The organism is Pedococcus bigeumensis, assembly GCF_039531795.1.
Classification (GTDB): domain Bacteria; phylum Actinomycetota; class Actinomycetes; order Actinomycetales; family Dermatophilaceae; genus Pedococcus; species Pedococcus bigeumensis.
In genome coordinates, this window is sequence record NZ_BAAAQS010000001.1 from 909,087 (window position 1) to 930,436 (window position 21,350).

The 21,350-nt window shown below is 69.2% G+C and carries 16 protein-coding genes; 10 read left to right on the forward strand and 6 right to left on the reverse strand.

The features are described from left to right. Window positions 1-26 precede the first annotated feature (26 nt). Window positions 27-1,652, forward strand: a complete 1,626-nt coding sequence (locus ABD262_RS04420) for a helix-turn-helix transcriptional regulator (RefSeq protein ID WP_344131741.1) — start codon at window positions 27-29, stop codon at window positions 1,650-1,652. A gap of 425 nt (window positions 1,653-2,077) precedes the next feature. Here ABD262_RS04420 and ABD262_RS04430 read toward each other — a convergent pair whose 3' ends face one another. Together ABD262_RS04430 and ABD262_RS04435 are read right to left on the reverse strand one after the other, a co-directional pair. After that, on the reverse strand, window positions 2,078-2,674 hold the full coding sequence (locus tag ABD262_RS04430; protein WP_344131744.1) for a GNAT family N-acetyltransferase: 597 nt from the start codon (window positions 2,672-2,674) through the stop codon (window positions 2,078-2,080). A gap of 221 nt (window positions 2,675-2,895) precedes the next feature. Then, window positions 2,896-3,657: an SDR family NAD(P)-dependent oxidoreductase gene (locus tag ABD262_RS04435; RefSeq protein WP_344131747.1), complete on the reverse strand. Its 762-nt coding sequence runs from the start codon at window positions 3,655-3,657 to the stop codon at window positions 2,896-2,898. A 127-nt stretch (window positions 3,658-3,784) separates the two neighbouring features. On the opposite strand from ABD262_RS04435, the gene ABD262_RS04440 reads away from it, so the two are divergent. The 5 genes from ABD262_RS04440 (at window position 3,785) to ABD262_RS04460 (ending at window position 11,544) form a co-directional block, all read left to right on the forward strand. Beyond that, a complete protein-coding gene (locus ABD262_RS04440) occupies window positions 3,785-4,510 on the forward strand; it encodes a ZIP family metal transporter (RefSeq protein ID WP_344131750.1) in 726 nt (241 codons plus the stop codon). Window positions 4,511-4,893: 383 nt separating this feature from the next. Next, on the forward strand, window positions 4,894-5,406 hold the full coding sequence (gene nrdR / locus ABD262_RS04445) for a transcriptional regulator NrdR (RefSeq protein WP_344131753.1): 513 nt from the start codon (window positions 4,894-4,896) through the stop codon (window positions 5,404-5,406). 175 nt (window positions 5,407-5,581) lie between these two features. Further along, window positions 5,582-8,536 (forward strand): vitamin B12-dependent ribonucleotide reductase, encoded by a 2,955-nt coding sequence (locus tag ABD262_RS04450; protein ID WP_344131756.1) that lies wholly within the window; start codon window positions 5,582-5,584, stop codon window positions 8,534-8,536. Window positions 8,537-9,052: 516 nt separating this feature from the next. Further along, the gene (locus tag ABD262_RS04455) at window positions 9,053-10,558 is read left to right on the forward strand and encodes a hypothetical protein (protein WP_344131759.1); all 1,506 of its coding nucleotides are present in this window, start codon (window positions 9,053-9,055) and stop codon (window positions 10,556-10,558) included. After that, on the forward strand, window positions 10,555-11,544 hold the full coding sequence (locus ABD262_RS04460; RefSeq protein ID WP_344131761.1) for a glycosyltransferase family 2 protein: 990 nt from the start codon (window positions 10,555-10,557) through the stop codon (window positions 11,542-11,544). The genes ABD262_RS04455 and ABD262_RS04460 overlap by 4 nt, the downstream gene beginning before the upstream one ends. Before the next feature lie 87 nt (window positions 11,545-11,631). Here the strand turns inward: ABD262_RS04460 and ABD262_RS04465 are convergent, their stop codons facing one another. The 4 genes from ABD262_RS04465 to ABD262_RS04480 form a co-directional block, all read right to left on the reverse strand. Continuing rightward, complete coding sequence (locus ABD262_RS04465; RefSeq protein ID WP_344131764.1) at window positions 11,632-12,528, reverse strand: HNH endonuclease; 897 nt, start codon at window positions 12,526-12,528, stop codon at window positions 11,632-11,634. Between the two features lie 46 nt (window positions 12,529-12,574). Beyond that, entirely contained in the window at window positions 12,575-13,090 is a 516-nt protein-coding gene (locus ABD262_RS04470) for a matrixin family metalloprotease (RefSeq protein WP_344131767.1), read from the reverse strand. 645 nt (window positions 13,091-13,735) lie between these two features. Then, a complete protein-coding gene (locus ABD262_RS04475; RefSeq protein WP_344131770.1) occupies window positions 13,736-16,048 on the reverse strand; it encodes an FG-GAP-like repeat-containing protein in 2,313 nt (770 codons plus the stop codon). Between the two features lie 369 nt (window positions 16,049-16,417). Further along, the gene (locus ABD262_RS04480) at window positions 16,418-17,164 is read right to left on the reverse strand and encodes a DUF5995 family protein (protein WP_344131773.1); all 747 of its coding nucleotides are present in this window, start codon (window positions 17,162-17,164) and stop codon (window positions 16,418-16,420) included. Window positions 17,165-17,255: 91 nt separating this feature from the next. Here ABD262_RS04480 and ABD262_RS04485 point away from each other — a divergent pair, with 91 nt between their 5' ends. From ABD262_RS04485 to ABD262_RS04500, 4 genes are all read left to right on the forward strand, one after another. Further along, the gene (locus ABD262_RS04485; RefSeq protein ID WP_344131776.1) at window positions 17,256-17,858 is read left to right on the forward strand and encodes a hypothetical protein; all 603 of its coding nucleotides are present in this window, start codon (window positions 17,256-17,258) and stop codon (window positions 17,856-17,858) included. Next, window positions 17,855-18,691: a hypothetical protein gene (locus tag ABD262_RS04490; RefSeq protein WP_344131779.1), complete on the forward strand. Its 837-nt coding sequence runs from the start codon at window positions 17,855-17,857 to the stop codon at window positions 18,689-18,691. The genes ABD262_RS04485 and ABD262_RS04490 overlap by 4 nt, the downstream gene beginning before the upstream one ends. 155 nt (window positions 18,692-18,846) lie before the next feature. Further along, on the forward strand, window positions 18,847-20,991 hold the full coding sequence (locus ABD262_RS04495) for an MMPL family transporter (protein WP_344131782.1): 2,145 nt from the start codon (window positions 18,847-18,849) through the stop codon (window positions 20,989-20,991). A 142-nt stretch (window positions 20,992-21,133) separates the two neighbouring features. Then, entirely contained in the window at window positions 21,134-21,346 is a 213-nt protein-coding gene (locus ABD262_RS04500; RefSeq protein ID WP_344131785.1) for a hypothetical protein, read from the forward strand. Window positions 21,347-21,350: the final 4 nt, after the last annotated feature.

The following is a 21,350-nucleotide window of genomic DNA, read 5'->3' on the forward strand; positions in this document are numbered from 1 at the left end:
GTATCCTCCAAGATGGAGGTACCGCGATGGGCGTCGTGGAGGAGCTGGCCCGGGCGCGTCAGACCTACGAACGCGGTGACTGGGTCGCCGCCTTCCAGGCCTGGTCCGACGTCGAACCCGGGGCGCTCGACGCTGCCGACCAGACACGGGTGGCTTACACCGCATACCTGCTCGGGCGGCGTGAGGACTGCCAGGCGGCCCTGCAGCGGGCCTTCAAGGCACACGTGGACGCGGGCGATCCCGCGGCGGCGGCACGGGCGGCCCTTTGGCTGGCCATGGTCCACACGAGGGCGGGCGAGCTGTCGGTGGGTGGCGGGTGGGCAGCGCGGGCCCAGGGCCTCCTCGCCGCGGCCGGTGACGTGGTGGAGCGCGGCTACCTGTCCTACCTGCAGATGCATCGGCACATCGAGAAGCACGAGTGGCCGCAGGCGCTCGCCTGTGCGCAGGAGACCACGGCCGTCGGTCGCCGGTTCGGCGACGCCGACCTCACCGCGCTGGGGCTGTCGGCGCAGGGAAGGCTCACGCTCATGTCGGGATCGGTGCCGCAGGGGCTGGCGCTGTTCGACGAGGCGATGACCGCGGTGGCCTCCGGCGAGGTGTCGCCGGTGTGGGCGGGTGACATCTACTGCCTGATGATCGAGGGCTGCCAGGAGGTGTCGGACTTCCGGCGGGCAACGGAGTGGACCGACGCGCTCGCCCTGTGGTGCGACCACCAACCGGGGCTCGTGCCCTGGACCGGGCAGTGCGCCGTGCACCGCGGCCAGATCATGGCCCTGCGCGGGGCATGGGCGGAGGCCCTGGAGGAGCTGGGGCTTGCGCTCCAGCGCTACGTGAGCGCCGATGCGATGCAGGCCAGCGGGCTGGCGCTCGCCGAGCGAGGTGACGTGCTGCGGCTGCAGGGTCAGTATGCCGCCGCTGACGCCGCCTACACCGAGGCGGGAACCTACGGCTTCGAGCCGCAGCCCGGGTTGGCGCTCCTGTGGCTGGCCCAGGGTCGGCAGGAGGTGGCCCACGCGGCGGTGGTGCGGCTGCTCGCCGAGACGGAGGGACCGGTGCCCAGGGCGCGGTTGTTGCCGGCCGCGGTGCAGGTCCTGCTGGCAGTGGGCGAGGTCGAGCGCGCCGTCGAGTGCGCCACCGAGCTGACCGCGATCGCGCGGGACTTCGGGTGCGCCGCCGTCACTGCGGAGTCCCAGGACGCACAAGGCCTGATCCGCCTTGCCATGGGCGACGCCGCCGGCGCGCTGCCCCACCTTCGGGCGGCTCGCGGCGCGTGGACGCAGCTGGGCTGTCCCTACCGCGCGGCGCGGTCACAGGGACAGCTCGGCCGCTGCCTGGCCGACCTGGGTGACGCCGAGTCCGCGACCCGTGAGCTGCGAGGTGCGCTGTCGACCCTCACCGGTCTGGGCGCGGTGCCCGACGCGGAGTCGGTGCGGCGGTTGCTGGCCCCGGCACAGCTGCCCGGTGGGCTCACCGAGCGCGAGGCGCAGGTGCTACGGCTGCTCGCCTCGGGTCGCAGCAATGCCCAGATCGCCGCAGAGCTGGTCCTCAGCCACAAGACGGTGGCCCGGCACCTGAGCAACATCTACACCAAGCTCGACGTCACCACCCGGACCGCTGCCGCGGCCTATGCGTTCGATCACGACCTGGCCTGAGGAGACCGCGGGCCCACGGGCCACGAGTTGCTGGGTCGAACGACCCACGGTGTGGCGAACAGGATGGGCCGACGCACCGATGAGGCCGGGTGCACCGCGCCCCTACGGTCAGAGCCATGCACAGCACGGTGCCGCTGGTTGCGGGGATGGTCTCGACGACCATCTTCGCCGGCAGCGTGCTGCCCATGCTGGTCAAGGCGGCTCGCAGCCGCGACCTGTCGTCGTACAGCCTCGGCAACCTCGCGCTCGCCAACGTCGGCAACGTGGTCCACTCGGTCTACGTCTTCAGCCTGCCGCCCGGACCCTTGTGGGCACTGCACTCCTTCTACTTGGTGAGCACCGGCCTGATGCTCTGCTGGTACCTGTGCTGGGTCGGGAGCCCGCGGGCGGGTCCGGCAGCGACACCCGGCAGCCAGCCCCAGCACTCAGGAGGCGAGGTCGCGCCGCATCACCAGGCGGGGCAGCTTGCTGGCCACCGCGTCGGTCGTGCCGACGACCGAGAACCCGGCCCTCTCGAACATCGAGCGGGTGCCCACGAACGCCATGGTGAGGTCCATCCGCTGGTCACCGGGGTCGACCGGGTGGGCCTCGACGGCGGGCGCGCCGTGGGCCGCGGCATACGCCACCGCGCCCTCGATGAGGTGGGCGGTGACCCCGCGCCTGCGGAAGCCCGACCGCACCACCACGCAGACGATGCTCCACACCGGCAGGTCGTCGACGGGCCGCATGAGCTTGGACTGCGCGAGCCGGGAGATCTCCGAGCGCGGTCCGATGTTGCACCAGCCGACCGGCTCGTCGTCGAGGTAGGTGACGACACCGGGTGGGTGCTCGCGCTCGCAGAGGGCTCGCATCGCCTGCTCGCGGGCGTGCGGGCCGGTGCCGCCGAGCTCGGTGATCTCCCTGGCCTGGAGGCGGTGCGACAGGCACCAGCAGTGGGTGGGGCGGCGGTTCTTGTTGATGACGTCGGCGAAGTCCTCGAACCGGTCGGGCGTCACCGGGTGCGTCTCCCACTTCTCGGCCATGCGCCCACCCAAGCACGGCGCGGTGACACAGCGCACCGGACCCACACAGCAACAGCGCACCGGACGTACACGAGGGCTGGGCACAGCGCGCCGACCGGGTGGTGGACGCCGACCGACCCCAGTGCCCCCTGTGGGTCGGCCGGCGCCCGGCTCGTGGTCGAGTGAGCGCCAACCCACTCTCCGGCGCTCGTGATGGGTCGGTTGACGCTCACTCGGGACCGTCAGCGGGCGAGGTAGCCGCCGTCGATCGGATAGTAGGTGCCGGTCGCGAACGACGCCGCGTCGCTGGCCAGCCAGGCGACCAGCTCGGCGACCTCCTCGGGCTCGCCGATCCGCTGCAAGGCGTGCTGGGTCCCGAGGAAGTCGAGGGTCGCCTGGTCGAGGTGCTGCTCGACCAGAGGGGTGCGGATGAAGCCCGGGCCCACGGCGTTGACGCGGATGCCGTCGGGGGCGTGCTCCCACGCGGCGGCCTGGGTCAGGCCCACGACGCCGTGCTTGGCGGCCGTGTAGGCGCTGGCGGTGGCGAAGCCGACCGCTCCGAGGATCGAGGCCATGTTGATGATCGAGCCGCCGCGGCCGCCTGCCTTCATCGCCCGGATCGCCGCCCGTTGGGTGTAGAACACGCCGTCGAGGTTGACGCCGATGACCTGGTGCCAGCCCTCATCGGTGTAGTCGCCGCTGGAGCTGGCCTCTCCGCCGATGCCGGCGTTGCACACGGCGACGTTGACGTGCCCGAGCGCCGTCACCGCCTCGTCCATCGCCGCGTCGACCGCGGCCGAGTCGCTGACGTCGACGACTGCGGTGTGCACCCGGCACTCGAACGCGTCGAGCTCCTTGGCCACGACGTCGAGTGCGGCCTGGTCGAGGTCCCAGAGGGAGATGTCGGAGCCGGAGCGGGCCAGGACGTGGGCGCAGGCCCGTCCGATGCCGGACGCGCCGCCGGTGACGACAGCGACCTTGCCGCCGAGTCCGTAGTTGTTCATGGTGCTTCCTTCCGTGGGGGAGTCCCGTCTGTGGTTCCTCCAGCGTCCGCACCCACGGACCGCGCGAGTAGGGTCCAAGGGCCCTGTGCCGGATCGGCCCGGGCAGCGGGTCGACAAGGAGACGAGCGTGCTCGAGGCAGGGTTCTGGGGATTCGTCGGTGGCGTCGCGCTCCTCGTCGGGGCTGCGGCCGGCATCTGGCTGCCGACGTCGAAACGGGTGATCGGCTGGGTGATGGCGATCGGCTCCGGGGTGCTCGTCAGCGCCCTGACCTTCGAGCTGGCCGGTGAGGCCTACGACAAGGCCGGAGGAGTCTCCACGGTCATCGGGCTGCTCGCCGGGTCGGTGGTGTTCTTCCTCGGCGACTGGTTCATCGACAGCCGCGGCGGCCACCGGCGCAAGAGCCCCTCCGGCCCGCAGGCCGGCGCGGCTGGGTCCGCGCTCGCGCTCGGCGCCCTGCTCGACGGCATACCGGAGTCCGCGGCGATCGGGGTCAGCACGATCGGCGGGGGAGGCGTGGGCATCGCGGTCGTGGCGGCGGTCTTCCTGTCCAACATCCCCGAGGGCCTGTCGTCGTCGGCCGGGATGAAGTCGGCCGGGCACAGTGCCCGCTTCATCATGGGCATGTGGCTGGGGGTCACCGCCGCTGCGACCGTCGCCGCCGCGCTCGGCCGGGTGCTGCTCGACGGGGCGGACCCGACGGTCGTCGCGACGATCCAGGCGTTCGCGGCCGGGGCCATCCTCACCATGCTCGCCGACACCATGGTGCCGGAGGCGGTCGAGCACGCGGGACGCCTCGTCGGGCTGCTCACCGTGGTCGGTTTCAGCGCCGCCTTCCTGCTCTCGATGGCGTAGGAGCACCTGCCCGAGGTCCCGGACCGGGCCCACACCACATGTGGGGGCCCGGGGATCGGGCAAACCCCACATCTGGGCGCCTCTGAAGTCCCAGGAGTCACACCAGCACCACTTTGCACGCCCTCGCGGCGTGTCGCGCCACGGCCTCACAAGCCTCTGACCTGCGGCGATGCAGACTGCGGCAACAGTTTCCGGGAACCGCTTGCGCCTCAGGTCACAGCGAGGCAGACTATCCCTACATCTAGTGGTTACACCGCTGTAGTTCGTCCACATGTAGTGCACAGGGCGAGGCGGGTTACCCACACGTTGTCCCCAGCCAGTCCACACGACGGTCCACAGCCTCAGCCCCCGGGGGATGAGCACAACCAGGGAGGAGAGCCGTCATGCACTGTCCGTTCTGCCGGCACACCGACTCCCGCGTGATGGACTCGCGCACCACCGACGACGGCAGCTCGATCCGCCGGCGTCGCCAGTGCCCCGAGTGCGGGCGCCGCTTCACCACCATCGAGACGGCGAGCCTCACGGTCACGAAGCGCTCCGGCGCGAGCGAGCCGTTCAGCCGCAGCAAGGTCCTCGTCGGTGTCCGCAAGGCCTGCCAGGGCCGCCCGGTCACCGAGGACGACCTCGCCCTCCTCGCCCAGCGGGTCGAGGAGTGCATCCGCCAGCAGGGACAGGCCGAGGTCGACGCCCACGAGGTCGGGCTCGCCATCCTCGGGCCCCTGCGTGAGCTCGACGAGGTCGCGTACCTGCGCTTCGCGAGCGTCTACCAGGCGTTCGACAGCCTCGAGGACTTCGAGGGTGCGATCACATTGCTCCGCGCCGAGCGCGAGGCCACCGGCACCGAGCCGGAGCGCCGAGCGTCACCACAGACCCAGGCCGGTATGCCGCCGGGCTAGGCCCCGCGACACACCCACCGTCCGCATCGCCGGCGTCCGCAAGCCCGCGATGGCCAGGACCATCGCAGCACCGCACCACTAGCACCACCAGAACCACGAGCAGGGCCGCGGCACTGTCAGTGCCGCACGAGACAATCAACTGTAGAAACACCAGGGGCTAGGGAGGCCACCAGAAATGACTGAAACCGCAGGGGCACGTGCAGGTGCCCGCAGAGGAAGCAACGGCAAGGGTGCTTCTGTTAGCGGGGTCCGTGTAGAGCGGATCTACACCACCCCTGGTGTGCACCCGTACGACGAGGTGACGTGGGAGAAGCGCGACGTCGTCCAGCAGAACTGGAAGACCGGCGAGACGATCTTCGAGCAGCGCGGGGTCGAGTTCCCCGACTTCTGGAGCGTCAACGCGTCCACGATCGTCACCACGAAGTACTTCCGTGGCGCGCTCGGCACCGACAAGCGTGAGACCGGGCTCAAGCAGCTCATCGACCGCGTCGTGCTGACCTACGTCAAGGCGGGCAAGGACCACGGCTACTTCGCGAACGCCGAGGACGCCGAGATCTTCGAGCACGAGCTGACCTACGCCCTGCTGCACCAGGTGTTCAGCTTCAACTCGCCCGTGTGGTTCAACGTCGGCACGCAGAGCCCCCAGCAGGTCAGCGCCTGCTTCATCCTGGCCGTCGACGACTCGATGGACTCGATCCTCAACTGGTACAAGGAAGAGGGCTTCATCTTCAAGGGCGGCTCCGGCGCCGGCCTCAACCTCTCCCGCATCCGCTCCTCCAAGGAGCTGCTGTCCTCGGGTGGCACCGCCTCCGGCCCGGTCTCCTTCATGCGTGGCGCCGACGCGTCCGCCGGGACGATCAAGTCCGGTGGCGCGACCCGTCGCGCGGCCAAGATGGTCGTCCTCGACGTCGACCACCCCGACATCGTGGAGTTCGTCGAGACCAAGGCGCGCGAGGAGGACAAGATCCGCGCGCTGCGTGACGCCGGCTTCGACATGGACCTCGGCGGCAAGGACATCGTCAGCGTCCAGTACCAGAACGCCAACAACTCGGTCCGCGTGAGCGACGAGTTCATGAAGGCGGTCGAGGACGGCACCGAGTTCGGGCTGCGTGCCCGCGACACCGGCGAGGTCATCGAGACCATCGACGCCCGCGAGCTGTTCCACAAGATGGCGCAGGCCGCGTGGGAGTGCGCCGACCCGGGCATCCAGTACGACGACGTCATCAACGACTGGCACACCAACCCCGAGACCGGCCGGATCACTGCGTCCAACCCGTGCTCGGAGTACATGTCGCTCGACAACTCGTCGTGCAACCTGGCCTCGCTCAACCTGCTGAAGTTCCTCAAGGACGACGACACGTTCGACGCGAAGACCTTCCAGAAGGTCGCCGAGCTGGTCATCACCGCGATGGACATCTCGATCTGCTTCGCCGACTTCCCGACCGAGGCGATCGGCGCCACCACCCGCGACTACCGCCAGCTGGGCATCGGCTACGCCAACCTCGGCGCGCTGCTCATGGCGACCGGTCACGGCTACGACTCCGAGGGTGGCCGCTCGCTCGCTGCCGCGATCACCTCGCTGCTCACCGGTGCCGCCTACAAGCGCTCCGCGGAGATCGCCGGCGTCGTCGGCCCGTATGCCGGCTACGCCCGCAACGCGGACGCCCACAAGCGCGTGATGCGCAAGCACCAGAGCGCCAACGACGCGATCCGCACCCTCGACACGATGGACACCGCGATCCACCGTGCGGCCACCAAGGCCTGGGACGACGTGGTCAAGGTCGGCGAGAAGAACGGCTACCGCAACGCGCAGGCTTCGGTCCTCGCGCCGACCGGCACCATCGGCTTCATGATGGACTGCGACACCACCGGCATCGAGCCCGACTTCTCGCTGGTGAAGTTCAAGAAGCTCGTCGGTGGCGGGTCGATGCAGATCGTCAACCTCACCATCCCGCGGGCGCTCAAGAAGCTGGGCTACACGGGCGAGACCATCGAGGCGATCGTCGAGTACATCGCCGACAAGGGTCACGTCATTGACGCGCCCGGCCTCAAGACCGAGCACTACGAGATCTTCGACACCGCCATGGGCGCCCGGTCGATCTCGGCCATGGGTCACGTGCGGATGATGGCGGCGGTCCAGCCGTTCCTGTCCGGCGCGATCTCCAAGACGGTCAACCTGCCTGAGAACGCCACGGTCGAGGAGATCGAGGACGTCCACATGCAGGGCTGGAAGATGGGCCTCAAGGCGATCGCGGTCTACCGCGACAACTGCAAGGTCGGCCAGCCGCTGTCCGATGGTGGCTCGACCGCCAAGGACGCTGCCGCTGACAAGGCGACCGCGGCCGCTGAGGCCAAGGTCGAGAAGATCATCGAGTACCGCCCGGTGCGCAAGCGCCTGCCGAAGCGCCGGACCTCGCAGACCACGTCGTTCGCGGTCGGTGGCGCCGAGGGTTACCTCACGGCCGGCACCTACGAGTCGGGCGACCTGGGCGAGATCTTCCTCAAGTTCGGCAAGCAGGGTTCGACCCTGGCCGGCGTGATGGACGCCTTCTCGATCGCCGTCTCGATCGGCCTGCAGTACGGCGTGCCGCTGGAGACCTTCGTCGAGAAGTTCACCAACCTGCGGTTCGAGCCTGCTGGTCTGACGGACGACCCCGACGTGCGGATGGCGCAGTCGATCATGGACTACGTGTTCCGTCGGCTGGCTCTCGACCACATGGACTTCGACACCCGGTCGTTCATGGGCATCCACACCGCTGCCGAGCGCGCTCGCCAGCTGGAGACCGGTTCGTACCAGGCCACCGACACCGACTCCGAGTCGGCCGAGGAGCTCGAGGACGAGCTGGAGAACTTCAGCCAGTCCGCTCCGGTCACCAAGCCGGCTGCCGCCGCGACCTCGACCCCCGCGGTCGAGGGCAAGGCGCTCGACGCCGACTCGGTGAAGTCCGGTGCTGGTGCAGCCAGCGCCCGCGAGGTCTCGGTCGAGGTCCACTCGAGCGCCGAGCTCCTGGAGAAGTTCCAGGGCATCTCCGCCGACGCCCCGATGTGCATGACCTGCGGCACCAAGATGCGCCCCGCCGGCTCCTGCTACGTCTGCGAAGGCTGCGGAAGCACCAGCGGCTGCAGCTGATGACGAGTTGCGCGGAAATGTCACGCACGAGTTGCGCAAAGTGTCACGCCGTTGCGTGAGTGACAGTCCTTATCGTTATCTCTCCTCGGAGCGATAACAGCGACAAGACCTTCGCCCCGGGCACCCTTGATGGGGGTCCGGGGCGAAGGACATTCGACAACCGAAAAGAAGAAGCAGTAGGCGAGGTACCTGACGGTCGTCGAACGTCGGGCCCCAACCGTGCAGTCAGCAGCCAGAAGCGATCGCAAGGCTGGCCTTCTTCTTCAGCCCGTCCCTGCTCTCCGGTCGATCTGGCCGTCGAGGTGTTGAAGGTCAGGTCCTTCGGCAGCGCGTGCCCTCGGGTGGTCTCGGCATGGGAGAGCGCGTCGAGTCGCTGGCAGGCCCTGCGCTGTAGGCTCCGGCGGCATGCTCATGGAACGAGCTGGCAGGGTGCGAGGGTCGACGTGGATTGGCTGGGCAGCGGATCTCCTGGCCATCCTCGCATGCGGCCTGTGGGCCAGCCGGCAATCAGCGGGGATGGACGCCTCGTTCGACCTCCTTTCGTATCACTACTACTACTCCTGGCTGTTCTTCCATGGCGGTGTTGGCCAAGCAGATCCTGAGCCGTTCTCGAACCGCTATCTCAACCCACTGGCCGAGTTTCCTTGGTTCCTGCTGGACGCTGCCCTGAGCCCTCGTGCGAGCACGGCCGCGATCGCGGCCGTCGCGGGGGTGAACCTCGCGCTCGTGCGTCGGATCACCTTGAGCCTTGGTACGGCAGTCACCGTGAGCGGCAGGACGCTGATGTCGCTGGCCGCCATGCTGCTAGCCGCTACCGGGGCGATGTTCAGCATGGAGCTCGGCATGAGCCTGGCTGATGTCGTCGTGAGCATCCCCATGCTGGGGGCCCTGCTGCTGGCGCTGTCCGCGTCGAAGCCGGAGGCGCCGGGGCGGCGCTCTGCGGCACTGCTGATGGGGGCGGGTGGCCTGGCAGGCGTGGCTGTGGGCGCCAAACTGACCATGGTCGTGTATGCCGTGGCGCTTGCCCTGGGTGTCTTGGTCATCACGATCGCGAGGCGCTCCGCGTGGCCCGTCATCCAGTATGCGGCGGGGGGCATTGCCGGCCTGACGGTCGCTGCGGGGTGGTGGTACTGGAGCGTCTGGAAGGCCACTGGCAACCCGGTCTTTCCCTACTACAACACCGTGTTCAAGTCGCCGCTGTGGGGGAGCACCGACCTGCACGATGCCCGCTACAAGGTCCGTGGTTTGGCCGATGCACTTCAATTCCCCGTGTACATGGCTCAGGGCACACGCCGGGTCCTCGACGTCCCAGTCCGGGACGTCCGTTGGTCGGTGCTCGCCGTGATCATCAGCGCCGCCGTCCTGGTCGTCGTGGTCCGGGCGCTCGTGCATCGCCGCGGTCCAGCCGTGTCGTTGGCGCATCTGCTGTTCTGGACGTTCTTCGTCGTCGGCGGTTTGCTGTGGCTCAACCAGTTCGCCATCGCCAGGTATGCCGTGACCACAGAGCTTCTGACTGGGCCCGCCATACTTCTTGCTCTGCTGGCCATCGTGCACCGGGCGCGCGTGGTTGCCTCGGTCGGGGCGGTTCTTGCTTTGGCCATGGCGCCGTTCAACCATGGCCACTTTCGTCACGTTCCCTTCGGGCCGACCCGGTTGAACGTGGGGGACGCTAACCCGCTGCAGTCCCTGCAGCCGGGCGACGTCGTGCTGGCCGACCACCATTTCGGGCCGTCGGCCTGGCTACTGACCCACGTGCCCGCCGGTGTGACCCGACACGTGCTGCATGTGTGGTTCGACGGCAAGCCGATCGACGCCCGGGTGCGCGCCCAGCTGGCCAAGGCCCCGGCCGTGTACGTCATCGTGTCCCCAACGTGGCAAGCCAACCCGAACGCAACTCGACGTCTGCAGCGTTACTACGGACTCACCCTGCACGAGCCGTGTCGTGTGATAGACAGCAACGTGGGCACGTGGGCCCTCTGCCCGGCCGACTACGCCGAGGCGAGTACGGGAGGTACTCCTTGACCCCGACCCCGACCCCGACCCCGACCCCGACACAGCCGACCATCGCGGCGATTGTGCCGTGTCACAACGAGGAGGCCGCGATCGGGAAGGTCGTTCGGGACCTCGCTGCTGCGCTCCCCTCTGCGACGATCTACGTCTACGACAACGCCTCGACTGACGCGACCGCCGAGGTTGCCCGTGCGGCGGGAGCTACGGTCCGCACGGAGACGCGCGTCGGCAAGGGGAACGTCATCCGACGCGCATTCGCCGACCTCGACGCCGACGTGTATGTCCTGATCGACGGCGACGACACCTATGACGCGAGCAGGGCCGCCGAACTGGTCGAGATCCTGTTCGACGGTCCCTACGATCAGGTGCTCGCCACGCGGCTAAAGGTGACGACCACCGCCTACCGACCCGGCCACGCGACCGGGAACCACGTCCTCACCGAAGCCGTTGCAGTGCTCTTTGGCCGCCAGTCGCGCGTGAGCGACATGCTCAGCGGCTATCGGATCTTCTCCCGGCGCTTCGTGAAGTCGTTCCCAGCCCTGTCGGCCGAGTTCGAGATCGAGACGGAGATGACGGTCCACGCGCTCCGGCTACGACTTCCCTCAGTTGAGGTGGAAACCGACTTCAAGGACCGCCCCGTAGGCAGCGAAAGCAAGCTGCGCACGTACCGCGACGGATGGAGGATCCTGCACCTGATCATCACGCTCGCACGCCGCGAGCGGCCCGCCCTGTTCCATGCACTGCTGTCCACGCTGCTGGCGCTCGTGGCCATAGCACTGGGCACCCCCATCGTGATTGAGTACCTCCACACAGGACTTGTCCCGCGCTTCCCCACCGCCATCCTTGCAGCTGCCATCGCGACCATTGCCGCGCTCGTACTGATGGTCGGTTACGTACTGGATGCCACCGCGTACCAACGGCAGGTCAGCTCACGGCTGACCTACCTGCAGTACCCCGCCCCATCGCGGCCGTCCGCAGCGCGTGACGGGGCAAGCTAGTCCAGCCGCATTGTGAGGTCAACGAGGCCGAGGTTCTCATCGAGTCGCTCGAGGCAGTGGTTCGCCGGAGGCAGCGCGGGCGCAGCCTTATCCAGCGAGGAAGGCGGCGTAGCGGCTCTCGAGCCGGGCAGAATCTGGGTGATCGGCCCGGTGTCTCGGGAGCGTCAGCGCTCGACCATGCATCTCCTGCAGGCCGTGGCGGAGCATCGGGCCGTCGATCTCGTCGAGGAGGCGCTGGTTGATCCGCACCTCGTAGTCGGAGGTGATGCCGAGCAGTAACCGGTCGTATGCGGCGTGATGGATCTTGCAGAGGCTCAGACCATTCGTCACCACCGGATCGCCGCCCTCGGCCCCGTCTTCGATGATGTGGGCGGCGTCCAGCAGCTCTGGGTGCTTCAGCGTGCAGACCGCGCACGTGCCTTCGTACGCCAGCATTACGCGCGCTCGGAAGGCGGGTTGGTGAACCCTTTGGTTTACCAGTCGCTGGGCATACGCCTTCTCGATGGGGGAGAGCGGTTGCGAGGTGGGCAGTGCCCGAAGCACCTCGTCCAGAGTCAAGGTGAACTCGCGTGCGATGGGGTTGTCGCCCACGACGAAGACCGGATAGACCAGCTGGTACGTCGCCTTCGCGATCTTGTCGAAGCGCAGCACGGGGAGGCCGTGCTCCATGGCTGCGCGGAGCTTCAGGTTCTTGCCTCCGTCGGGACCGGATTGGTAGCTGTACGTGAGGAAGCCGGCGGCCTCACGATCGGCGTACGGGCCGTCCGGCGACGTCAGAATGCTCAGCGTCGCAACGAGGTCCTTGGGGTTCCAGATGCCACCACGGCCAGGGTCGACCAGGCGCACACGGGTGCCGTCGGGGAGTGGAAAGGCGGTCAGCTCGGTCCACGGAAGGTACCCGCCCAGGTCATCGGCGCGCCGCTGGACTGCGGCGGCTATGACCTCACGACGCAATCGTTCCTCCGCTACCGGGTCCCCTGCCATGGGCCGAGCTTAGGGGCCAAGAGCACGCGGGGGAGGGATACGGCAGTTACGAGAAGCAGGGGCCGTCGCCGAGAAGTCTTAGTCCCTCAAGGTCGCCGGGCCCGAAGGTCGATTGGTCAATCTGGTGGGGATACATGAGCTGTGACGGGTCGTTGACGTGGTCGAGACCCACCAGATGCCCAAGTTCGTGGATGACAATCGCGCGGGCAGCCACCATCCCGTTCGGGCGTGCGAGAACCTCGGCGATGCCGGGGGCGTCCAGGTAAACGATGCCGCTGACCCAGTGCTTCTCAGTCTCGGAGCTGTAGGGAGCGCCCCCGGGTCCGCCGATGCCGACGATGGGACCTGCGAGTCCCGGAACTTGCGTCGGGTCAGTCCAGGCGACCAGGACGGGAGACCACCGCTTGCCGTATCGCGAGTGGTCCAAGGGCGATCGATGTTCGACGGGCACCTCGTCGGTGGGACCATCGAGGACAAACCGAAGTCCGGTGGCTCGCTGCACTTCATCCATCGCGGACTGCGCGAGGGCCGCGCCGTTGGCAGGAGCGGCCTGTGCGTTCACCACAACGTGGATCGGTCGGCATGGGTCGCAGCGGACCGGCGTCGCGCCGCCTCCGCTCATCGTGTCCTCAAACTGGTATGCGGATGAAGTGCTCTGTCGCGCCAGAGGATGACCCAGAGGCTGGTCCCGTGCATCCGCCGGGACGGGCGGCCACTGATCGCGAGCACTTGACCCGGCTACCGGAACCAGGCCGCCTTGGCTGGGACCCAGGCTGTCTACGGGGATCCCCGCTACCGACGCCTGTCCAGGCGTCTCGAGGAAGTGTCCGCGCGCCCAGAGTCCCGCCACCACAACGACTAGGGCGATCGCCACAGAGACGGCGCCAGAAGGACCTCTGCGATGCGCGCGGCGGGCTCGGCCCGAGCGACGGGACGCATGTAGTGGCGTCGGTGCGACGTGAGGTTGCGCGTCGATGGGCATAGGCGGAGCCTGCGACTGTCGCCGTCGGGGCCTGCCGCGACCTGCTTTCAGATCGGCGAGGCACCACAGGCAGAGCACCTCTGATCCTCGGCCGAGACCTGCTCTTTCGCCGGCGGCCAGGCGTTCGCCGCACGCGCACTGCCCGTGGTCGGGCAGCGTAACGAGTGTGATGCCCTCGTGAATCTCCAGTGTTCCTGCCCCCGTTGACGTGCTGCACGTGAAGTCTCAGCGGACTCCGGTGATCCTTGTCGTTGCGCCCCAGGGGGCGGTGAACTTCTTGGGGGCCGCGAAGGTGCCCTTGCCGGTGCCGGCGTACACGTAGTCGACGTTGGCCGGCGTGCGGCCGATGAGGTCGGCCTTGCCGTCTCCGGTGAGGTCGGCGGTCGACAACACCGTGTTGTAGGCCTGCCAGCCGGTCGACACGAACACGCCGGGCAGGTAGCCGGTCGCGGTGGCCGTGCCGATGCCGGTGCCGCGGTAGAGGTAGAGCTTGCCGGTGGGGGTGCGTCCCAGAAGGTCGGCCTGGCCGTCGCCGGTGACGTCGCCCGGTGTGATCACCTGGGCCAGCGTCTGCCAGTTGGCGCCGATGCGCCTCCAGGTGCCGGTGAAGCCGCTCTTGCCGTTGCCGACGATCATCCAGAGCTCGCCGTTGGCCTTGCGTGCCAACAGGTCTGCCCGGTGGTCGCCGGTCCAGTCGCCGGGCGTGATCAGGTCGGTGTAGTCCCTCCACGTCTGGGACAGCAGCGTGCGGGTGCCCGTGACACCACCCTTGCCGTTGCCCTTGTAAAGGTAGGCCCAGCCCTCCGGCGTGACCGCGACGATGTCGGCGATCCGGTCACCGGAGAGGTCGCCGGGGGAGACGACCTGGCTGTAGATGTTCCAGCCCCGGCCGATCCGCACGGGCGTGCTGATGCCGCCGACCTTGGCGGGGTAGAAGTAGAGGTCGCCGTTCGCCGTGCGACCGATGACGTCACCGCGCCCGTCGGCGTTGAAACCCACGATGGGCAGCGGCGGCACCACTGGCGTGGGCGTGGGCACGGTGGGGATCGGCGTCGGCGTCGGCGTCGGTGTGGGCGGCGGCGGTGTGGGAGCACCGGTCTTCGTGTAGCTCAGCCCGGATAGCGCGCGCCAGTCGTTGGCCACGACCTTGCCGGTGACGGAGAGGACCGCAGCCTTCTGGAAGCGCTGCACGGCGCCCGCCGTGCCGGTGCCGAACACGCCGTCTGCAGTGCCCGCGGCATACCCACGGCGGTTGAGCTCGAGCTGGAGGTCACGGACCGCCCATCCGCTGGAACCGGTGGCCAGGGTGAGCGTGCCGTAGGTGGCGAACAGCTTCGCGGTGGTGACCGGGGTCGGGGGCGGTGGCACCGAAGTCTTCGCGTAGGCAGTGGCCTTGCTGCGGATGGTCGCCATCAGCGGGTAGAGGTACTGGCCCGGGCACAGCGTGTAGGACGTGTTCTGGTGGGCGTTGAGGGTCGGCAGGGTGGCGACGACGCCGGCTGCGTACTTGGTGCCCGTGCCACCCGCAGAGGTGAGCTTGGTCGTGGCGGACGGGTCGACGCCGTACTGCGACAGCTTCCAGCCGGCGACCTTGGCGAGCGAGTCGACCAAGGCAGCCGGGGGACGGACGGTCTGGTAGTTGCCGAGCGCGGATACGCCCATCGTGTTGGTGTTGAAGCCCATCGCGTGGGCGCCGCGGACCGCGGCGGTGATGGAGCCGGCGCGGCCCTCGTAGATGCGCCCGAACTTGTCGACCAGGAAGTTGTAGGCGATGTCGGACCAGCCGAGGCCCTTGGTGTCGTAGGCGTAGATGCCGCGGATCTGCGCGGCGGCCGTCGCCTCGGTGTAGTCGTTCGAGGTCGCGGTGTGGTGGATCGTGATGGCCTTGACGGTCGTGTTGTACGTAGTCGACCCACGCAGCGACTCGTCGGCGCCCCACTGCTTGCGGGTGATGATCGTCGGCATCGCCGCGGCGGCCGAGGCCGAGGCGGCCGGCGCCTTCGGGGTCAGGTCGTCGTCGGCGGACGACGTGCCGGGGTTGATCGTCGTGACCTGCAGGTCGGGCAACGGCTGACCGTTCGGGGTGTCGACCCGCACCTGGATCGCGGTGGCGCCGTCGGTGACGAGCGGGTTCGTGCCGAGCCGGGCGGTGCCTGACTCGCCGGTGCCGTTCTGCGGCCCCTCGTCGGTCACGCCGGGCGTCTCCCAGGCGCTCCAGCCGGAGTCCTCACGCACGCGGAGCTGCACGATGACGTCGTGGTTGGCGAGGCCGGTCGTGCGGGACCACGAGACTCCCGCCACCGTGAAGCGGGCGCGCTCCTGCACGGGGGTGAGGGTGCTGATGGCCCGGCCGGGGTGGATGACGCGGTGGTTCCAGAGCTGGCCCTTCGCGACGGCGTCCACGCCGTGGATCGCGGTCGACTGGACGCGGGGGGCGACGGGATGGGGTGTGTCCGTGGCGGCGAACGACACGGTGGGGAGGGCCACGAAGACGGGGGTGATGGCCAGGACAGCGAGGGAGGCGGGGAGAAGGCGCACGGTTACGTCCGGGGGGATCGTGGGAGGCAGGGGGCTGGTGTGACGACAGTGAAGAGTGACATCCGCAACGATCCGGTACCCCATCGATCCCGGAAACAGGTCCGTTCGGACGACCCCGCTTCGGCGTGTCGCGGGCGTGTCGCCGCAAGTCAGGGCAAGGAGCCGCAGTGCGCCGCAAACGGATGCTCCCCACTTGTTGCCACTGGTGCGTCACGAGGTGCCAGGAGCGGGAGTTGACGACGTGCAGGTGGCAACAAGTCGTGCGCCACGTGCACTTGTTGCCACTGGTGCGTCAGTGGAGGGCTCAATCGGCCGGTCCGTGACGTGCTGGTGGCAACAAGTGGGCGGAAGGGAAGACAGGCTCGCTCCTCAGGCTGCAGGCGGGAGGGTCACGCCGAAGCCGGCGACGGCCAGGCGCAGCAGCACCTGACCGGGCGCGAGCAGATCGGCGATCCGCGCGGCGCTCAGCACTTCGAGCTCGGCCAGCCGCGCGGCATACGCCTCCGGTCCGGCGACTCGGGCCTGCTGGAGCTCGATGGTGTTGTGCCACACCTTCTGTCGGGCTTCGCGCAGGAATCGCTTGCTGCTCAACCGGTTCAGCGGTTGGAGCACCCGGTCGAGCATCGAGCGCGCCGACAGGGTGCCGAGCTCGTCGTCCTCGGCGGCGACGCGGGCCGACAGCACGCCGTCGATGCGTTCGTGGTCGCGCTGCCGGCGTGCCATCACGAGCGGGTCGTCGAAGTCGGCGTCGCTGATCACCGCCAGGAGCGCCTGCGGCAGGTCGTAGTTGATGTGCGCGTTGATGCCGAGCAGCACGTGCCGCAGCGCCGGCAGTGACTCGGGTGCGTCGAAGGCGAGCCGCCACGGTCGCGGCACCTCGTGGCTGCCGACGAGGTCGAGCTCGAGCGCGGCGAGGTAGAGGTCGGCGAACGCCACGTCCCACCGCTCGACCCACTCGGGGTCCTCGAACTGCGCGTCGTCGATCGCCTTGCCCACGGCAAGTGTCGTGCGTCGGTAGGTGTCGAGGAAGACCCGCTGAGCGGTGCGTTCGGGAGGCATCCGGACGAGTCGGGCATCCATGGCGGCAACGACCGTGGCGATGTCGCGCGTGGGCATCTGCACCCCCTGACCGGCTGGGCCTGCGCGACTAGTATCCGACTGACGGCCGACGTTGTCAGCGGCCCGATTGCGGAGAGTCAGGTGCGCCGTGACCAGCCTGAGCCGACACAGCCCGCGCGACTTCGACCCGGTCGTGCTCGGGCACCACGAGACGCAGGCTTGGGCGAGCTACTACCGGCGCGAGTGGTGGCCGGCGCTGCGCTCGTTCGTCGGGATGATCGCCCAGGGCTTCGGGCTCGGGCCACGCCGCACCTTGATCGGTGCGTGGCACGTGCTGAAGGCCAACCAGGCGTGGGCTCCGGTGCCCACCAACGACCCTGACGCCGCGCGTGCCTCGATGCGCCGCTTCTACGAGCTCGTCCTCGCGCACTCGGACCTCGACTTCGACCCGGTCCGCGCGTCGGAGCTCGAGGTCGAGTGGTGGCGCGTCCACCGGGCGCACCAGCGCGACGACGCAGCGACCAAGGGAGAGCTCGTGCGCGCCCTCGTCGACCTCTACTCCTACGTCTACTCCGCACCGCCCGCGTCGATGCACGAGGCAGCCCGCTGGCGCGCCGAGGCGATGGACCTGTCGGACGCGTGGGTGGAGGCCGGCTGCGACCTCGCCGACCCGCGGCTGGCCGCCGAGCGACGCGCCCTCGTCGCCTCCTACGCCGCGTTGCTCGACTCGGTCAGCCGGGTGCCGTCATGAGCCGCGACGACCGGGTCCTGACCACCACCCGCGCGCTGTCCGCCTTCATCGCGCCGTTCCTGCTGGTGGCCTTCGTGATCCTCTACGGCTTCCCGGGGGAGACCGCTCGCCTCTGGTCGTGGCAGATCAAGTCGCACATGACGTCGATGCTGCTGGCCTCCGCCTACCTCGGCGGCTGCTACTTCTTCCTCCGCGTCCTGCTGGTGGAGCGGCGGTGGGCCGAGGTGCGGGCCGGCTTCGTGTCCGTCGCGGTGTTCGCCACCCTGCTGGGCATCGCGACCGTCATCCACTGGGACAAGTTCTCCCACGGCAAGGTCGCCTTCTGGCTCTGGGCCGGCCTCTACTTCACCGCGCCCTTCCTCGTCGTCGCCGCCTGGCTCGCCAACCAGCGGTATGCCGCACCGCCGGCTCAGGACGCACCTCGCCTCGGGCGGGTGGCGCGGGGAGTCGTGGCGGGCACGGGCGCGGTCGCCCTGGCCACCGGGCTGTTCCTGTTCCTGGCGCCGGCACGCGCCATCACGGTCTGGCCCTGGCCGCTGACGCCGCTGACCAGCCGGGTCGTGGGTGCGACGTTCTGCCTCGGCTGCGCCGGCCTCGCCGTGTTGAGGGACTCGCGGTGGGAGACGGTGCGGGGGATGCGACGGGTGCAGCTCGTGATGTTCGCGCTCATCCTCGTGGCCGTCGTGCGGGCCCGACACGAGCTCTTCACCGACCGTCCGCTGACCTGGGTAATGGGTGTCGGGTTCGTCCTGACGTTCGCCGGCTCGGCCGCTTCCGCGCTGTCGCGGCCCGGCGGCCTACCCACCGCGGTGACTCCGCGGCATACCTCCTGATTTGCCCGAACCCTCCTCAGGGTCACCCCTGACCGGCCCCTGAACACCCGCCGAACTCACGCGAAAACCGTTGTCCGTCAAGGCAAACCCGTCCTACCGTGGACGTCGACGGCGCCGAGCAGGAGGTGCGACGAACTCGACGTGAGGGACGGACGATGACACAGACACGCATGGCCGACGTAGGGCGCTTCGCCTGGTTCCCGTCGAGCAAGGTCACCAAGTGGTTCGTGGTGGTGTTCTGGCTGGCGATCCTCGCCGCGGCGTTCGGCCCGGCCGGCAAGCTGCAGGGCGTCCTCAACAACGAGGCGGTCGCCTGGCTCCCCGCGGACGCCCAGTCGACCCAGGTGGTCAAGCAGATCGAGGCGTTCCAGAGCAAGAACGAGTTCCCGGCGGTCATCGTCTACGAGCGCCCCGCAGGCGTCACGCAGCAGGACCAGCGGGCGGTCGCCGCGCAGGTCGCGAAGTTCAACGCCCTCGCGCCGGTCAAGAGCGAGACCGTCGGCCCGATCCCGTCGCAGGACGGCAAGGCGTTGCAGGTCATCGTGCCTGTCGACGCGGGAGAGGGCGGCTGGGACACCCTCGGTGACACGGTCAAGGACCTTCGCGCGGTGGCCGACCAGCGCCCGAGCGGGCTCTCCATGCACGTCACCGGCCCGGTGGGCTACGCCGCCGACTCGTCCGAGGCGTTCTCGGGCATCGACGGCAAGCTCCTCTACTCCGCGATGGCCGTCGTCATCGTGATCCTGCTGCTGACCTATCGCAGCCCGGTGCTGTGGCTGATCCCGGTGATCTCGGCCGGCACCGCCCTCTTCGTCGCGCAGGCCGTCATCTACTTCCTGGCCAAGGGCGACACCCTCACGGTCAACGCCCAGAGCTCGGGCATCCTCACAGTGATCGTCTTCGGCGCAGGGACCGACTACGCCCTGCTGCTCGTCGCGAGATACCGCGAGGAGCTGAGGCGGCACGAGGACCGGCACGAGGCGATGGCCTTTGCCCTCCACCGCGCCGGACCGGCCATCCTCGCCTCCGGCGCCACGGTGATCGCCGGCATGCTGTGCCTGCTCTTCGCGACGATGAACTCCACCAAGGGGCTCGGCCCGGTCGCCGCCATCGGCGTCGCCGTCGGACTGCTGGTGATGCTGACCCTGCTACCCGCCCTGCTGGTGGTCTGCGGCCGCTGGATCTTCTGGCCGGTGCGGCCCTCCTACGGCTCGGTCGGCCACACCCGCGACGGGTTCTGGGCTGGCATCGGGCGCCGGATCGCCAAGGCTCCGCGCCGCACCTGGGTGGTCACGTCGGTGCTGCTGGCCGTCGCGTCGCTGGGCGTCCTGCAGCTCAACGCCACGGGCCTGGAGAACAAGGACGTCTACTACGGCACCCCCGACTCGATCGTGGGGGAGCAGGTCGTGGCGCGGCACTTCCCGGCCGGCACCGGCTCGCCCGTGATGGTGCTGGCCAACGCCGACAAGGCGGCGGCCGTGAAGACCAAGCTCGAGCTGGTCAAGGGCGTGTCTGCGGTCGCCGACCCGGTGACCAAGGGCGGTCGGTCGCTCATCATGACCACCCTGGCCGACGCACCCGACTCCGACGCGGCGACGGCCACCGTCGACCGGATCCGTGACGACATCGCCACGGTCGCCGGTGCCGATGCCATCGCGGGGGGTGACACCGCCACGCGAGCCGACACCCTGCGCGCCTCGGCCGACGACAACGTGCGGATCATCCCGCTGATCCTCGGTGTGGTCCTGCTGATCCTGATCCTGTTGCTGCGCGCGCTCACCGCGCCGCTGATCCTCGTGGCGACGGTCGTGCTCTCCTACGGGGCGGCGATGGGGTTGTCGGCGCTGATCTTCCGGCACGTGCTGGGCTTCGCCGGGGCAGACTCCTCGTTGCCACTCTTCGTCTTCGTGTTCCTCGTGGCGTTGGGCATCGACTACAACATCTTCCTCATGACGCGAGTCCACGAGGAGGCCAAGGAGATCGGCACGCGTCGCGGTGCGCTCGTGGGCCTGGCAGCGACGGGTGGCGTGATCACCTCGGCCGGCCTGGTCCTCGCCGGCACCTTCGCGGTGCTGGGGACGCTGCCCGTCGTCACCTTCGCCGAGATCGGGATCGCGGTGGCGCTCGGCGTCCTCCTCGACACGCTCATCGTCCGGTCGGTGCTCGTGACCGCGCTCAACCTCGACGTGCGGGGCCGCATGTGGTGGCCGAGCGCCCTCGCCAAGCGCGACCCCCAGCTCGACAGCGCGACGCCCGTCTCCGAAGAGGCGCAAGGCGTGGAGCTCGAGCCCGCCCGCTAGCCGGGCCCCGGTCACTGACCGGAGCAGGAAGGCGGGGTATGCCGCGTGGCCGGCCACGCGGCATACCCAGTGCCCGTGCGTGGTCGGGGTCGTCCTCTGAGCGGTCGGGTGGCCCAGGTCCCGCGTGGGTAGTGTCGAGGACATGACCGAGCCCAGCTCCGACCCTGCCCAGTCGCCCGCGGACGACGTCGCCGACGAGGAACGCGTCGAGGGACGGTCGGAGCTGTTGCCGGAGGAGCTCGCCGCGGGGAGCGACGACCCGCAGGCCCAGGCCGAGGCGATTCTCGAGGAGTCCGACGCGCGCACCGAGCACCCGGAGGAGACCCAGCGCGAGTCGGTCCAGAGCCCCGACTGAGGTG